Source organism: Aliagarivorans taiwanensis DSM 22990, from assembly GCF_000429505.1.
Taxonomy (GTDB): Bacteria; Pseudomonadota; Gammaproteobacteria; order Enterobacterales; family Celerinatantimonadaceae; genus Aliagarivorans; species Aliagarivorans taiwanensis.
The window spans coordinates 1-14,431 of the sequence record NZ_AUBZ01000055.1 but is presented as its reverse complement, the minus strand read 5'-3'; the positions used below and the strand labels follow the sequence as shown (position 1 = coordinate 14,431).

Annotated in this window: 20 protein-coding genes; 7 read left to right on the top strand and 13 right to left on the bottom strand. The window is 49.8% G+C overall.

Features of this window, described 5'->3' with window-relative positions:
- Positions 1–144 (bottom strand): IS4/Tn5 family transposase DNA-binding protein (locus tag G462_RS24390; RefSeq protein WP_211234244.1); only part of this gene is annotated, 144 nt, incomplete at its 3' end.
- Between the two features lie 367 nt (positions 145–511).
- Between G462_RS24390 and aroQ the strand changes: the two genes are divergently transcribed.
- The 7 genes from aroQ (at position 512) to fis (ending at position 5,752) form a co-directional block, all read left to right on the top strand.
- Positions 512–976 carry a type II 3-dehydroquinate dehydratase gene (aroQ, locus tag G462_RS0119215; protein WP_026960428.1) on the top strand — a complete coding sequence of 155 codons (465 nt, stop codon included), beginning with the start codon at positions 512–514 and terminating at the stop codon, positions 974–976.
- 10 nt (positions 977–986) lie between these two features.
- Positions 987–1,445, top strand: a complete 459-nt coding sequence (gene accB / locus G462_RS0119210) for an acetyl-CoA carboxylase biotin carboxyl carrier protein (RefSeq protein WP_026960427.1) — start codon at positions 987–989, stop codon at positions 1,443–1,445.
- 11 nt (positions 1,446–1,456) lie between these two features.
- Positions 1,457–2,800, top strand: a complete 1,344-nt coding sequence (gene accC / locus G462_RS0119205; RefSeq protein ID WP_026960426.1) for an acetyl-CoA carboxylase biotin carboxylase subunit — start codon at positions 1,457–1,459, stop codon at positions 2,798–2,800.
- A 145-nt stretch (positions 2,801–2,945) separates the two neighbouring features.
- Positions 2,946–3,350, top strand: a complete 405-nt coding sequence (locus tag G462_RS23435) for a hypothetical protein (protein ID WP_051326872.1) — start codon at positions 2,946–2,948, stop codon at positions 3,348–3,350.
- A 62-nt stretch (positions 3,351–3,412) separates the two neighbouring features.
- Complete coding sequence (prmA, locus tag G462_RS0119195) at positions 3,413–4,297, top strand: 50S ribosomal protein L11 methyltransferase (protein WP_026960425.1); 885 nt, start codon at positions 3,413–3,415, stop codon at positions 4,295–4,297.
- 160 nt (positions 4,298–4,457) lie between these two features.
- Positions 4,458–5,414: a tRNA dihydrouridine synthase DusB gene (dusB, locus tag G462_RS0119190; protein WP_026960424.1), complete on the top strand. Its 957-nt coding sequence runs from the start codon at positions 4,458–4,460 to the stop codon at positions 5,412–5,414.
- Between the two features lie 38 nt (positions 5,415–5,452).
- On the top strand, positions 5,453–5,752 hold the full coding sequence (gene fis / locus G462_RS0119185) for a DNA-binding transcriptional regulator Fis (RefSeq protein WP_026960423.1): 300 nt from the start codon (positions 5,453–5,455) through the stop codon (positions 5,750–5,752).
- 105 nt (positions 5,753–5,857) lie between these two features.
- Here fis and G462_RS0119180 read toward each other — a convergent pair whose 3' ends face one another.
- The 12 genes from G462_RS0119180 to G462_RS0119115 all read right to left on the bottom strand — a co-directional run.
- The gene (locus tag G462_RS0119180; protein ID WP_026960422.1) at positions 5,858–6,115 is read right to left on the bottom strand and encodes a hypothetical protein; all 258 of its coding nucleotides are present in this window, start codon (positions 6,113–6,115) and stop codon (positions 5,858–5,860) included.
- Positions 6,116–6,346: 231 nt separating this feature from the next.
- Positions 6,347–6,649, bottom strand: a complete 303-nt coding sequence (locus G462_RS0119170; protein WP_026960421.1) for a hypothetical protein — start codon at positions 6,647–6,649, stop codon at positions 6,347–6,349.
- A gap of 96 nt (positions 6,650–6,745) precedes the next feature.
- On the bottom strand, positions 6,746–7,735 hold the full coding sequence (locus G462_RS0119165) for a major capsid protein (RefSeq protein WP_026960420.1): 990 nt from the start codon (positions 7,733–7,735) through the stop codon (positions 6,746–6,748).
- Between the two features lie 14 nt (positions 7,736–7,749).
- Complete coding sequence (locus G462_RS0119160) at positions 7,750–8,130, bottom strand: hypothetical protein (RefSeq protein ID WP_157378687.1); 381 nt, start codon at positions 8,128–8,130, stop codon at positions 7,750–7,752.
- A 36-nt stretch (positions 8,131–8,166) separates the two neighbouring features.
- The gene (locus G462_RS0119155) at positions 8,167–8,652 is read right to left on the bottom strand and encodes a hypothetical protein (protein ID WP_026960418.1); all 486 of its coding nucleotides are present in this window, start codon (positions 8,650–8,652) and stop codon (positions 8,167–8,169) included.
- Positions 8,649–9,059, bottom strand: a complete 411-nt coding sequence (locus G462_RS0119150; RefSeq protein ID WP_026960417.1) for a DUF5681 domain-containing protein — start codon at positions 9,057–9,059, stop codon at positions 8,649–8,651. Before G462_RS0119150 ends, G462_RS0119155 begins: the two co-directional genes overlap by 4 nt.
- Positions 9,060–10,049: 990 nt before the next feature.
- Entirely contained in the window at positions 10,050–10,613 is a 564-nt protein-coding gene (locus tag G462_RS0119145) for a YagK/YfjJ domain-containing protein (RefSeq protein ID WP_026960416.1), read from the bottom strand.
- A 20-nt stretch (positions 10,614–10,633) separates the two neighbouring features.
- Positions 10,634–10,810, bottom strand: coding sequence for a hypothetical protein (locus G462_RS24600; RefSeq protein ID WP_157378686.1), 177 nt, complete (start codon positions 10,808–10,810; stop codon positions 10,634–10,636).
- 343 nt (positions 10,811–11,153) lie between these two features.
- The gene (locus tag G462_RS25165) at positions 11,154–11,339 is read right to left on the bottom strand and encodes a helix-turn-helix transcriptional regulator (RefSeq protein WP_169720197.1); all 186 of its coding nucleotides are present in this window, start codon (positions 11,337–11,339) and stop codon (positions 11,154–11,156) included.
- A gap of 74 nt (positions 11,340–11,413) precedes the next feature.
- Complete coding sequence (locus G462_RS0119130; protein WP_157378685.1) at positions 11,414–12,172, bottom strand: hypothetical protein; 759 nt, start codon at positions 12,170–12,172, stop codon at positions 11,414–11,416.
- 2 nt (positions 12,173–12,174) lie between these two features.
- On the bottom strand, positions 12,175–13,446 hold the full coding sequence (locus G462_RS0119125; RefSeq protein ID WP_035478396.1) for a tyrosine-type recombinase/integrase: 1,272 nt from the start codon (positions 13,444–13,446) through the stop codon (positions 12,175–12,177).
- A 664-nt stretch (positions 13,447–14,110) separates the two neighbouring features.
- Positions 14,111–14,431, bottom strand: a 321-nt coding sequence (locus tag G462_RS0119115; protein WP_026960074.1) for an IS3 family transposase, incomplete at its 5' end; no start/stop codon positions are given.

Below are 14,431 nucleotides of genomic sequence, written 5' to 3'. Positions count from 1 at the left end.
AATAGCCAGTTTAGACACAGCGACTCCGGGTTGGCTGGCAAGTGAAGCAGCTAGCGATATAAGCCTTTGAGTACGTCTGGGGTCATTGAGCTCTGCCTGACTAAACTGCGCTTGTGCCCACTCCATTGGGTTTGAACTGTCCATCGTAACCATCTCATTGAGAAATCTAAATGATCTGATCACAAGGTGAGGATTGAGTTCAAAAAAAATCCCCGAACGATGTTCGGGGATGTGTGTATAAGAGACAGCCTTCGGGTGGCTTTTTCGCCGTTTATCGCCGCAGTTATCGAGATGTTAGAGAAAGCGAAGACTTACTTAATGCTTGCTCGATTATTGAACTAGCAAGCAAAAACCAGAGAAACGAAGTGATTAGACCAGAAATTTGCTGCCATTTTCGCTGAACTTAATATAATTGATTCCCAAGTGGCATTTTTGTCGCGCCAAGTGCGACAAAAATAAAAATTACACGAAAGCGGCAAGATAGCTGCAAACAACTAAGTTTTCATGGAATATGACTGACAAACCTTCTGTTTTACTGCTAAATGGACCAAACCTAAACCTGTTGGGAAAACGTGAACCCGAGGTCTATGGTTCGCAAACCCTCGACGATATCGTGAGCAACTTGCAACAGCAGGCTCAACATCTAGGTATTGAACTCAGTCATTTCCAATCGAATAGCGAAGCCGCGTTGTTGGAGCGGATCCATCAGGCCATGGGCCAAGTGGATTACATCATTATCAATCCAGCCGCCTTCACCCACACCAGCGTCGCACTGCGCGATGCGCTGTTGGGAGTCGCTATTCCCTTTATTGAAGTACACCTTTCCAATGTGCACGCACGTGAACCCTTCCGTCACCACTCTTATCTCTCCGATAAGGCGGTTGGTGTTATCTGCGGACTGGGCGCATTGGGGTATCAATTTGCACTGAGCGCTGCAGCCAACGCGCTGCAACAGAATCAACACTCTGGATCATAGAAGAGACATCATGGATATTCGCAAGATCAAGAAGCTTATCGAATTAGTAGAAGAATCAGGTATCGCCGAGCTGGAAATCACCGAAGGTGAAGAAGCGGTACGTATCAGCCGCAACTTCAGCGGTGCCGTAACTCAGGCCCCGGTACAAGTTGCCGCTGCGCCAGTAGCGGCTCCCGTTGCCGCTGCGCCAGCCGCAGCAGCCCCTGCTGCTGAAGCTGAAGCACCTGCCGCCGCTGGCCACAAAGTATTGTCGCCAATGGTAGGAACCTTCTACCGCTCTCCATCACCAGAAGCCTCTGCCTTTGTCAGCGAAGGTAGCGTGGTCAATGTGGGCGATACCCTGTGTATCGTTGAAGCGATGAAGATGATGAACCAAATCGAAGCCGACAAAGCCGGCGTAGTTAAAGCTATCTTGGTGAACGACGGTGATGCAGTGGAGTTCGACGAACCTCTGTTCATCATCGAATAAGGGGACAGAGCATGCTAGATAAAGTCGTTATCGCCAACCGAGGCGAAATCGCACTTCGGATCTTGCGCGCGTGTAAAGAGTTGGGCATCAAAACCGTTGCTGTCCACTCCACCGCCGACCGCGATCTTAAGCACGTACTGCTAGCCGATGAATCCATCTGTATCGGTAAGGCCCCAGCCACCGAAAGCTACCTGAACATCCCGCGGATCATTGCAGCCGCCGAAGTCACCGACGCGGTGGCTATTCACCCGGGTTATGGCTTCCTGTCGGAAAACGCTGAATTCTCTGAAATCGTAGAGAAAAGCGGCTTTATCTTTATCGGCCCGAAAGCCGATACCATCCGCATGATGGGCGATAAAGTAGAAGCGATTAAGGCCATGAAGAAGGCTGGCGTACCTTGCGTACCTGGCTCTGACGGCCCGCTGGGCGACGATGGTCAAAAGAACATTCAGATCGCCAAGCGCATTGGCTACCCGGTAATCATCAAAGCCGCCGGCGGCGGCGGTGGCCGCGGTATGCGCGTGGTGCGCAGCGAAAGCGAACTGCTCGAGAGCATCCAGCTAACCCGCGCCGAAGCCGGTGCCGCCTTCAACAATGACGTGGTCTACATGGAGAAATTCCTGGAAAACCCACGCCACGTTGAGGTGCAAGTACTATCTGACGGCCAAGGCAACGCCATCTACTTGGGTGAGCGTGACTGCTCGATGCAGCGCCGCCACCAAAAGGTTGTAGAAGAAGCACCAGCACCGGGCATCACCGCCGATATGCGCCGCTACATCGGTGAGCGCTGTACCCGCGCCTGTGTGGAGATCAACTACCGTGGCGCCGGTACCTTCGAGTTCCTGTATGAAAACGGCGAGTTCTACTTTATTGAGATGAACACCCGTATTCAGGTGGAGCATCCGGTTACCGAGATGGTCACTGGCATCGACCTGATCAAAGAGCAGCTACGCATCGCCGCAGGCCAGCCGCTGTCGATCAGCCAAGACGAAGTGAAACTGACCGGCCACGCCATCGAGTGTCGTATCAACGCCGAAGACCCAGAGCGCTTTATCCCCTCACCGGGTCTGGTGAAACGCTTCCACTCACCGGGTGGTATGGGCGTGCGTTGGGACTCGCACATCTACGATGGCTACACCGTACCGCCTTACTACGACTCGATGATTGGTAAGCTGATTACCTACGGTGAGAACCGCGACATCGCCATTGCCCGGATGCGCAACGCGCTATCTGAGCTGGTGATCGAAGGGATCAAAACCAACATCCCGCTACAGCAGATGATTATGGAAGACGAGAACTTCCAGCATGGTGGAGCAAATATCCACTATCTGGAGAAGAAACTCGACCAGCAGTAATCAGCGACGCTCAAGCTGTAAAGCACCCTAAACAGGGTGCTTTTTTTTGTGCCTTCTATTAATAACCAACTCAACTATAATAGAAAGTCACGCTCAAAACGTTGCCGCGAAGCTGCATCGGAGCCTGTATGCGAGAGAACGCACAATGCTGAGCAAACCGATTTACGAAATACTTCCTACCCTGTACCTGTCTGTCGGCAGTGGCTCGGTACTCTATCTTGACTCCTCGCTAGGCCTAGCCGGCGGCGCTCTGCTGTTCCTGATTGGCGCGTTGGTCTGGGTGATGCGCTCCAACTATCGCCGCCAAGACGAACCGCAAGCCCCGCAAAAACGCTTAGCCATCCCTGAGAATATCTACGAGTTCTATCCCTTTATCTTGTTCGCATCGGCCATCGTTTTATTGCAAACCCAAAGCCACCTGCTGGCCTACGCGGTGGCCTTTATCTGCCTGTATCGCGGCTCCCACGTACTGTTTATGCGCCACCGCTACCGCCGCCAAACCTGGAAGCATAGCGGCAAGCACGGCTATGCCCGGGCCCGGGTTCGATAAGTTCTGCAAACTTGCGTTAATCCAAGTACACTTGGCGCCATTACGTAACAGTGGAGCACCCCATGCCTTGGATCCAACTGAAGATCAACGCCAGTAAAAAAACCGCTGAGCCCATCGGCGATATTCTTAGCGAGACCGGTGCACTAGCCGTGACCTTCCTCGACCGCTACGACACCCCGGTACTCGAGCCCAAGCCGGGCGAGACTCTTTTGTGGGGCGACACCGACGTACAGGCCCTGTATGAAGCCAACCACGATATGCAGCCGATCCTGCAACTGCTGCGCGATGCCCGCATTATCGACGACGGCAACTACAAGCTCGACCAACTGGAAGACAAGGACTGGGAGCGCGAGTGGATGAAAGACTTCCACCCGATGCGCTTTGGTGAGCGCCTGTGGATCTGCCCATCCTGGACCGATGTACCCGAGCCAGATGCGGTGAATGTGATGCTCGACCCGGGCCTGGCCTTTGGTACCGGCACCCACCCGACCACCTCGCTATGCCTGCGCTGGCTCGACGGACTGGACCTGCAAGGCAAAACCGTTCTGGACTTCGGCTGCGGCAGCGGCATTCTGGCGATTGCGGCGCTTAAGCTTGGCGCCAAGCGCGTGGTAGGCATCGATATCGACCCACAAGCTATTATTGCCAGCCGCGACAACGCCGAGCGTAACGGCGTGGCTGAGCAGCTCGAGCTGTACCTGCCCAAAGACCAGCCGGACGACTTCCAAGCCGATATCGTGGTGGCCAACATCTTGGCCGGTCCTCTCAAGGAGCTGTCCGAAGTGATTCTGGGTTACCTGAAACCCGGCGGCCAATTGGCGCTTTCGGGCATCCTTGAAGAGCAAGCGGAGGATGTTAGCCAAGCCTATGCCGAGCAATGCGAGATGGATCAACCGCTTATCGATCAAGAATGGGGACGTCTGAGCGGTCGCAAGCACCTCAACTAAGCAACAGTTCGCCTCAAACCAGTGGCAGCGGGGCTTCGCTGCCATAAATCACCTCGCAAAGTCCAGTCATAAATTTTTAAAATGTACAATTTCTAGCCTTTTCAGCCCCGATAAAAAATCGTACACTACGCGCCCCCTGATAGATGAAGATACACGAGCCATGAAAATAGGAACTTACCAGCTGGAGAATCCAGTGGTGTTGGCTCCCATGGCGGGCGTAACTGATCAGCCCTTTCGTCGCCTATGTTGGCGCTTGGGAGCAGGACTGACCGTTTCTGAGATGTTGTCGAGTAACCCTAAGGTTTGGAACAGCGTTAAGTCTCAAAAACGGATGTTTCACCTTGGAGAGTGCGGGATCCGCAGTGTTCAGATTGCCGGCTCCGACCCGCAATTGATGGCACAAGCAGCCCAGCTGAATGTCAGCAATGGCGCCCAGATTATTGATATCAATATGGGATGCCCAGCCAAGAAGGTGAACAAGAAACTCGCAGGTTCGGCTTTGTTGCAACAACCCCAGTTGGTCGCGCAAATCCTGGATGCCGTAGTCACAGCGGTCGACGTCCCAGTGACGTTGAAGATCCGCACAGGCTGGTCGCCAGAAGAGCGTAACGCATTGGAGATTGCCAAGATCGCCGAGCAAGCAGGCATCCAAGCCTTGACCATACACGGCCGTACGCGCGCCTGTATGTACAAAGGTTCTGCCGAGTACGACACGATAAAGGCAGTAAAACAAGCAGTGTCACTTCCGATTATCGCCAATGGCGATATTACCTCGGCTGAAAAGGCCAAAGCGGTACTGGACTACACCGGTGCCGATGCGGTGATGATCGGTCGAGGAGCCCAAGGCAACCCTTGGCTGTTTCGGGAAATAGTACACTTTCTGCAGACCGGTGAGCATATCGACCCACCGTCTCAGCAAGAAGTGAAGGATGTAATGCTGGAGCACCTCCACAACCTGTATGACTTTTATGGGGAGTATCAGGGCGTACGAATCGCCCGGAAACACGTGGGTTGGTATCTCAAGCAATTAGCAGATACGGAAGAGTTTCGCTGCCAGTTTAATAAGCTAGAAGAGCCCCTGGCGCAAACCGCTGCGATTGAGCATTTTTTTAAATAGTTTTTCAATTAACCAAGTAAACAATAAGAGCGTCAAGTATGTTTGAGTCAAATCTTTCAACAAGCACACTTTCTACCATGACTAGCAGTGCAACCAGCACCGAAGTCAAAGAACGTCCACTTCGTGACTCAGTAGAGCAAGCTCTGCGTAACTACTTTGCCCAGCTAGACGGCGAAGAAGTATCAGAGCTATACGAATTGGTACTGTCAGAAGTTGAAGCCCCTATGCTTGACGTAGTTATGCAGTACACCCGTGGTAACCAAACCCGTGCATCTATCATGCTGGGCATCAACCGCGGCACCCTGCGTAAGAAGCTGAAAAAATACGGCATGAACTAAGACTGAGTCTTTAGTTTTCTGATTTAAAAGGGCTTTCCATTGCGGGAAGCCTTTTTTACATTCTAAAGGTGCCCACCGAGGTGCCCACATGGAAAAATCATCGCATTAAAATAAATCATGCTTACAAACACTAAGGTCTACACCATTAGCGTTAGCCTTTATCACTGGAACACGCCCCAGCATTTCAGCAAGGCTTTCCTTGTAATCGGCAAGAAGGTGTTCGTAGCCTCTGACTCTCAGAGTTTCGCGCCGTATTCCACCATACTTAGCCAGCCAGCGGCGAGGGGGCATCGTGAGGCTGTCAGCAACGGCATTTGCTAGCAGGTCTAAATCGATTGGGTTTAGGGTCGGGTCATCGTTCATTGTCTGGCGAGCTTTAAAAGCAGCATCACAACGAACACCAGAATCACAACGTTATTCGGGTCGGTCATTTCTGCGAGTCCTCATAGCGTTTTAAGTCGAGTTGGTAGCGCCTGTAGCCAATGTAGAGCGAGCCTATGGCAACAACTAGGGCAATCACTTGAAGCCAAGGAACATTGCTCAGAGCGGCTGTAAATCCGCTGAATGCGCCTACTGCGTTTGGTGCCTGATTCATTAAACGTCCTCAAATTCTGGGGGAAGCGGTTCGCCAGTGCCGTAAATCAGTTTGCGGTATGCCGCGTTTGCTTCTTCTCGCGTCCATTCCTTCACGTCTTTTTCACCGTAAAAAAACCTTGTTACTCGCGGGTCGCCTGCCTCTATCGCCATGTAGAAAAAATTGAGCCCATCAATCGGCTTTCCATTGTGATCAACGGGATTACCGTGCTCATCAACCCAATCATCAAACGCAGCCATTGGGCGATTATGCCTGTAGGTTATTTGCTCTTCGGCTTTAATTACTCTGCGTTCTAAGTTCATGATTTAACCTTTAAAAAAGCCCCTTGAAGCTTGAGCAACAAAGGGCGAAAAGGCGGCACTGGCGAAAGACGATGAAAAACCAGCGCCGCCCGAGGGTTACACGGTTTTGATGATTCCGGTCTTGCCTGAATGGTCACGCTTGATTTGCAGGCCAGCGATAGCGAATGCAGACCATTGAACTTGGTCGCGCTCGTTCAGGCGCTTAAGTGGCGTGACACTTGGTGGCAATGCGATTTTCAACTCAACCACACGGCGGCTAGGCTCGAAAATTACAATATCGTTAGCGCCAAAGGAGTTAACTTTTGTGATGCGGTCAAAGGCTTCGGTTTTCATCAGGCGCTCACGGATGGTTTGCGCGTAACTGCCTGAGTAGTCATCGGCTAGTTTTCGCCAAGCCGTAGGCGACACATACAAACGTTTTTTGCCAGAGTCATAGCCAAGCTTGTCTAGTTCATCGGCCATGTTTAGCAGTAACTCAACAAACTCCGCACTCGATGCGCCAGCAATGTCCATTCCGGCGTGTTCGTTGATTCCATCGCCATTCAGGAATGAATCAACGCCGTATTTTTTGGCTTGTAAATCAGCGCCAGTGGTAAGCACACTTTCAATGCTGCGAGCCACGTTTTGCAGGCTTTCGCTATTGGTTAAATCAAGCGCGCCAGTCTGTTGAGCTTGAAGGAACTCGCGCCAATCCAAGCCGAAACGAGACTCAAAGCACGGAATGCTTGCGCCGTCTTTTGAAAAGGTCAATTTATCGACTCGCGGCGGCGTGCCGTTCAGTGAAACAACCGTTTCGCCACCATCAGAACCACGCAGATATTGTGCCTCGACCACTGCGGGGTCTAGTGGGCTGGCTAGGTCTGCCAAGTCGCCGTAAACACTCAACATTGGCCGCACAAGCTGCAAGATTTGAGAGTCCATTGATTCAAACATGAATTGCGCTTGCTCAGGCACGCTTGAGTTGTTCTGCAGGGACTGCTCGGTGTTAGCCCAGGCTTGCCATGAATTCGCTACAAACGCCTGTTGTGCTTCGGTTTGGCCGAAACATGGATCTTCGGCATTGGTTAAAATTTTGTGTTCAGTCATTGTGTATTTTTTTCCTATGCCAAAGTGACCAAAATGGGCGCTGTTTCGCCTACTGGTGTTTGTCGCGCTTCGTCAGCGTAAGCAACTACTCGATCGGTTGCGCCTGCCACCTCTAAGTAACCAGCGTTAACGGTAAGTGCTACGCCTTGCCCAACGTTCTGTTCAGCACCCAAAGCCGCTTGAACCCGCACGCCGCTCGTTAAATTGAACGCCTCGACATGCGAATCAGTAGGGATGGGGTCGCTCCATACCTCGGCCAAGAAAGTGCGCTCATTGACCAAAAGTAACTTAGCGGTCGGTGCGCCAGCGCTGAAGGTGCCGCCGCTGTTGTTTACAAAAACGCCAGCGTGAGGCGCGTCGAATCCAAGCTTTCCCGCTTCGGGATTGCTCGGCATGTTTGGATCTACAAAAACTCGATTGAAAGTCATTCGTTAGCCCTTCCGTACAAAAGATGGTTTATTGTCAAATTGAGCCGCAGGGCCAAGCGTGTGAGCCTTCGGCGCTTGTTTGAAGGTGGCAGCAAGTTTGACTAGCTCAGTGTGTGAGAGCTGCTTAGCTGCTGCGTTGCTGACCATGCCGCTTTTAACCGCTTGAGCTTCCAGAAAGTCGCGGTCATCAAAAATCAAAGCCTCAAGCGAGTTCACCTTGTCGATTAGCTCGGCGTAGCGTTCGCTCATAGCGTTCGCCACCATCTCGACAAGCTCAGTTTCCCGTGCGTTTGCTGCCATTTTGGCTGGCTGTTTGATTAGCTCGGTGTAGGCAGTCATCAAGTCAGCGGGCGATAGCTTCTCAAGGTCGCTGCGTTCGTTATCAGTCAGTTCTAAAATGTCTGAAATCATTCGTTCGCCAATACCAGAGCGCCACGCCTTTTTAACTGGGCTCTCGCTGATATTTAGCGTTAGGGTTTGCTTGCTCATTTGTTGGCCTCTAGTGCTTGCTCAATGCGGTTAATTCGGTTTTGCAGCTCATCTACTTCAAGGATTTTGAAATAGCTATGTGTCGCACCTAGTACCGCGACACCAACATCAGGTGAAATCTCGCCGCTTGCTACAGCCTCCAGAACCGCCCCTGCTCGCTCTGCAACAGAGCCCTCTGGAAAGTTGAATCGAATGGGTGCCATAGTGGGCTTGAGTGCCGGACAAAGCTTGCTAGCCAGCATCGAGGCTATTTGTGCGTTGCCGTCCTCTGCCAGCCCTACTAGCGATTCCCAAAACTCGTCCATCGAGCCGCATTTGCGCTCAATTGCTGCAATCAGCTTCTGTCGCTCGGTTGAACCTTTTGGGCGACCTGCTGGGTTTCCTGATTGACCTTTTTCAAAGGGCATTGCTATCAACCTTGTTTTATCAATAGGTTCATTCTATCAATATGATGACCGGACATCAATAGTTGACGCTTTTTCAATCAAGCGAGTCACTAGACGTGACGCGGGTCGTTAGGATTTGTCAGGGTTGCGGGTGTTTCTCGGTGTAATTGGGGCTGTAGCAACTTGCTAGCACGGTTCGTGTACGGTTTGTGTACGGTTTGTGTAGGTGTCCGCCAATGGCGGGGTGTCTTGCATTGCAAGGGTCCCCCGTAGCGCTTTGTGTAAGTCGTGTGTGTGACGCGTCTCCACAATTTGTGGAGACCCAGAATGTGTGTAACGCGTCTTTCACGCGTACTGAGCTCGAAATTCTAATTGTTTAGGTTTTTAAATATTTACTTTGTGCTTATGAATTAACGACACTTTGAGCGCGCACTGGGTAAGAAAACCATGCAGTTTGCTTGCGATTTTGATGTGCCTGACCTTAAGAATTCCCAAGATTGGCGGCGCTCTCAGCCTGTCATTTGCTTGCTAACATGCTTGCGATTTTGATGCGCTTGACCTTAACAACTCTTAACATTTGACCTTAAGAATCCTAAGGTTTTAAAAGCAGGAATTCCTACCTTTGACGGCTGGTTGTTTTGCTGGTTAGCTTGCTGGTTGCCTATTCGTTCTATGCGCTGGTATCACTGGCTTTAGGCTGGTTGTCTTGCTGGTTAGGTAGCTGGTTAATTACAGGAATTATAAAAATTGTAATACGCCGTATTACTTTCTATTACCGATGCGTTCGCTATGCGCCTGCAATGCGTTTGCATAACCCACTGGGTTTCGAGTGGGTTTCCGGTGGGTTTTGATGGATGAGCAGGAGCGCTAAAGTTTGCGCAGTCATCTCATGGCCGAAAAACTGCGAGTGACTTTCTCTAATGGGCACCTCGGTGGGCACCTTTACAGCTTAATTCATAGGCGAGACTGGTATTTGATATTATTTACAAGGACTTACTGAATCACCTTAGTTTATTGATGATTACTTAACCTGCTAGTTCCGTAGTTTTTGGCCTGCTCTGGCTTGTAACCCTTCCCTCGACACTTCGCCAGGTAACTAAGCCGATAAACCGCTTTGCTTAGCTCGCTGCCATCAATACGGGTTATGTTGTAATGCCGCTTTGGTGCGTAGAAGGTGCCGCCGCCTAAGTCCTGCCAAATCTCTTTAGCAAGTTGTTGAACGCCCCATGCTTGCTGTACTAGCCGACCATCAATGAAGAACATAAGGTGGTAATGCTGCGCTTTTGCTCTTTCTTGCTCTCTGCACCAGCAGTAACCTAGCTTGGTTACCCCGTATTTGGCCGCTAAACGTCGCCTGAATCGCCTCAGAAAGACGCTGAGCCGCTCGCTAGTGCCTTGGTAGCTACTTTCGGCTAAGTCGATTCTCAGCGCCGTAACTCGCGCATAGTGACTACGCATTGCCAATAGTTGATCCATCATGCTTTTGAGCATCGGCACATAGCATCCAGATTTCGCCGAGTTGATTAGCCAGATTTGCCCCGAATGCTCTATGAATCTCTGGTTAGTGGAATACATCACAGAATAGACCTTGTTATTTACCCCCGCGCATGTGAGTAAGCACCAACCGCGCAAGCCACGCCACTAAATGGCTTGAAAATGTATTCCTTCAATTTCGAGGGGTCAAAAACCTGTAACTGTTGTTCAATGTTGTTCATCCCTTTGACACCAACGGTCGGGGCGTTGGTGGTTACTAACATTGTTGTATTGGTCATTTTCCTGTACCTTTAAAAAAGGCTTTGGGTAGTCGCCAAACTCACCCCAAAGCCTTGCCATAAATAAGCCCGTTGAATTAAGCCTCTTCGGGCTTAGCCTTTACCAAGTACCAAGCCCACGATCCCCTGTTGTTTATCTTCGCCACTGGCTCCTTGTGAAATTCCCACCCAGCCCTGTACAGCCTAACTTTCATTTCATTCGAGTAAGTGTGCAGATTATTGCTTGGCAAAAACTGATCTGTAATTTCGTGGGTTCTGATTCCCTGATTGAACCATACAGCGTTTAGAAGTGTTCGTTCATTTCCACTGAACCCCTTTAACTCATCTGGTAATAACTGCATAGCTACGCCCTCCACTCACCGTTGATAAACTGTTGATGGAGGTCAGCCCGATATCGCACACAGCGTGCAGTCAGTCTGATGCCTTTAGGATAGCGTCCTTCTTTCTCGGCTAAATAAAGCCAAGTGCGAGATACGCCAAGGTCTTTGCGAACTTGTTCATTTGTTAGGAAGTTGGTTTGTTCAAACATGCTTATTAACCTCTCTATTTGTTTAAGCATGTTTTATTCTGAAGATCTGAAAAAATACTCGTAGCTGGGTATTTTTATTTAGCAAACTCCTTGTTCAGTCGCTTTAAGCCAACATTTGATACATATTTTCCAAAAGTAGTTTTCTCTACTTCCGTTCCAGTGATGCATTCATACTTTGGCATTATTTTTTCAACAGCGTCAGCAACGGTTAACCTACCAGAGGCTTGAATCTCATCTATGAGCAACCCTTCTAAAATTCTTTGCTTTTTCAACTCTGTCGAACCACCGGTTATGCCGTCTTTCTCACACGCAACTACAATCATCTCAACTTTTTGAAACAGCTCCCTCAAGCAAAAGAACGCCCGTTGGTAATTACCTTCAGCCAAAGCATCTTTAGTGTTTCTTACCCGCCACAGCCCTTCAGCTGCACAATCAATGAGTGGGTAATCTTTAAACCTTGGATGGTTAGATAACTTGTGCGTTCCAAGCTGGAGGGGGCTATCCGAGCCAACAGGACGCCAGCTAGCGTCATACAATACGTTAATGTCTGATGGCGCGCCGTATGACTCTAAATACATCTTTAGGACTCTCTCGTACCTATCTATTTGCTCTGAAACGGATTCTTGAGAGTTCGAGTAAAGTGTTGCAGATTTGCTCATCACCTCTGCTGCACTTACGCCATCATCAAATACAAGTGTCTTTCTCACATAAGCACTGCTTCTTTTACTTGGTCGTTTCAGCTCTTGTGTATTGTATCGAGAGCCATCGTTCACTTTTTCTAAAGTCAGCCCCTGCCTAGCCAAACGCTGCCGCTCAAGAAACTTTTTATCCACTTCTAAGCCCCCAACTTAACAACATTCGATTGCGCACCGTTGCGCAGTCCTTCAAGCTTTGCGCACCACAAATCAAGCGCCTCGCGCTTCTCTGGTAGATAGTGAGAGCGATTGTAAATCCCCGCCACGCCTTGTATTGAATGACCTAACAAGCTTTCTACAACATGCGGCGCAACGCCTAGATCATTCAAAGCAGTTGCCGTGGTTCGCCGCAAGTCATGAAGCCGCCACTTTTCTTCGTGACCGAGCTTTTTCCAAACCAAGCCGCCCCACATAGACACAGCTTCCGGCTTCTTAAGTTCACCCAGCAAATAGCCGCCCTTGTGCGCCTCACACAGCGCTTTAAGCATTGGGGCAATGGCGTTAGGTATCGGGCGCTTTATCTCGCCGCTCTTGCCCTTTTTCTGGTCTTTTTTGCGGGTCTTGTTGTGCTCTGGCGGAACCGTCCAAACGCCAGTTTCAAAATTAAACTCTGAGGTTTTGGCAAGGCGGAGTTCTTGGGTTCTGGCTCCAAACACAATCAACAAGCTTAAGAGGTTTCGGTAATATGGCGGCATTCGCCCCGCGTCCAGCCAGTTCAGCAAATCAACTAAACGTTGATTGGAGTCATCTTCAACAAGTCGCTGTGACCGTTTAGCTTGCTGCTTCGCATCAACAGCTTTGCCTTTAATCATCAAAAGTGATTGATCAAAGTCGTAATCTTCATCACCCAGCCACTTAAGCGCCTGTTGAACATTTCTGAGCACGTAACCAGCCGCCACAGGGTATCTACCAGCCCGTTTTTTGATGGCATTTACTAAATGGTGCTTTGTCAGTTCTTCAAGTGGTAGCGAACCAATATGCGGGTTTATCCATACATTAAACTGTTGCTGATGCTTGGCAGCGTTCACTCGTTCCTTAGCGGCGTATTCATCGATCCATTTGGTGAGGGCTTCTTGAACAGTTAGCGGCTTCAATGCCTTTTCAAGCTGAATCTGTAGTTGAACCTTGGGGTCTTTGCCTTCGGCTATCCAAGCTCGGCACTGGTCGCGCTTTTCCCGTGCTGCCGCCAGCTTTAAATCTGGGTATTTACCGAAGTAAAGCGTTTGGCGCGGTGTATCACGGCCACCCAGCCTGTAACGAAAAACCCAATTAAGGTTATTGCCGCTCTCGCCCTTTCTGGGGGTCACTCGGACACTTAAGCCGCCACTGTCTGCTATGTATTGCTGCTTGTCTAAACGTTTCTTAGCGAGGCTCTTAAGCCTTGTATCATTCATGTTTTTAGTTGCTGTCATAATTCCCTCAAAGGTGCCCACCGAGGTGCCCACATTTGATAGTCTAACGCTAAACAACTCTAAACAACATAGAACACAATAAGGGAGCCAGCCCTTGATATTGCTGGAATAAGTTAGGCTAATGTGAAATCATGCGAACAACGGAAAACATTGGATTATGTTCTACGGCATGAACTAGAATAAGGTTGTTCACCTTCTGTTTTAAAAGTAAAAAGCCAGCATTTCGCTGGCTTTTTTATTTATAGTTACACACCCAGTTACACGTAGGACCATGGATATAACTCTCTTAAGTTAACCTCACCACAGTACCTTTTAACAGCGCATTTCTATATCTAGCTAATTAGTTCTCCAATGTAATGATTGCTATCGCGTCAAGCGGGTCAATTCTAGTTCGTTTGAAGACTCAATAATTGCAATAATCGAGTTTGGGTCAGGAGGAAGTAGATCTCCAAACGGTAGCAAAGTGTCAACCGAAACCTTACCTAGTATGATTGCATTTAGTTTCTTTGACCGCTGCCTAGCAGGAGCTAGAGCTAATTCCCATTCTTCCACGAAATGGTCGAAAACTATTTGGTTAATTTTCACATCACACCGTCTCTCGTAGCTTTCGGTTTGCTCCTCCCAACTGGCATCCTGATCCGCACCACTAATACTGGACACGCTACTAAGCTACATTCTTTAGTTCGTAGTTTTCTGGACTGAGATAGCCCAGAGCACTGTGCCTTCTTGTTCGATTGTAATCAACCTCGATGTATTCAAACACAGCCTGGCGCATAGCTTCTCGATTCATAATGGGCTCGTATTGCACTGCTTCAACCTTTAGTGAGTGGAAGAAGCTTTCGGCGCAAGCATTATCCCAACAATTCCCTTTGCGGCTCATGCTTATCTTTAAGCCATGCGCCGAAGCTAGGTTTCGATAAGCATGTGAGCAGTACTGGCTGCCTCTGTCGCTGTGAACAATAACGCCCGTAGGCATGCCGCGACG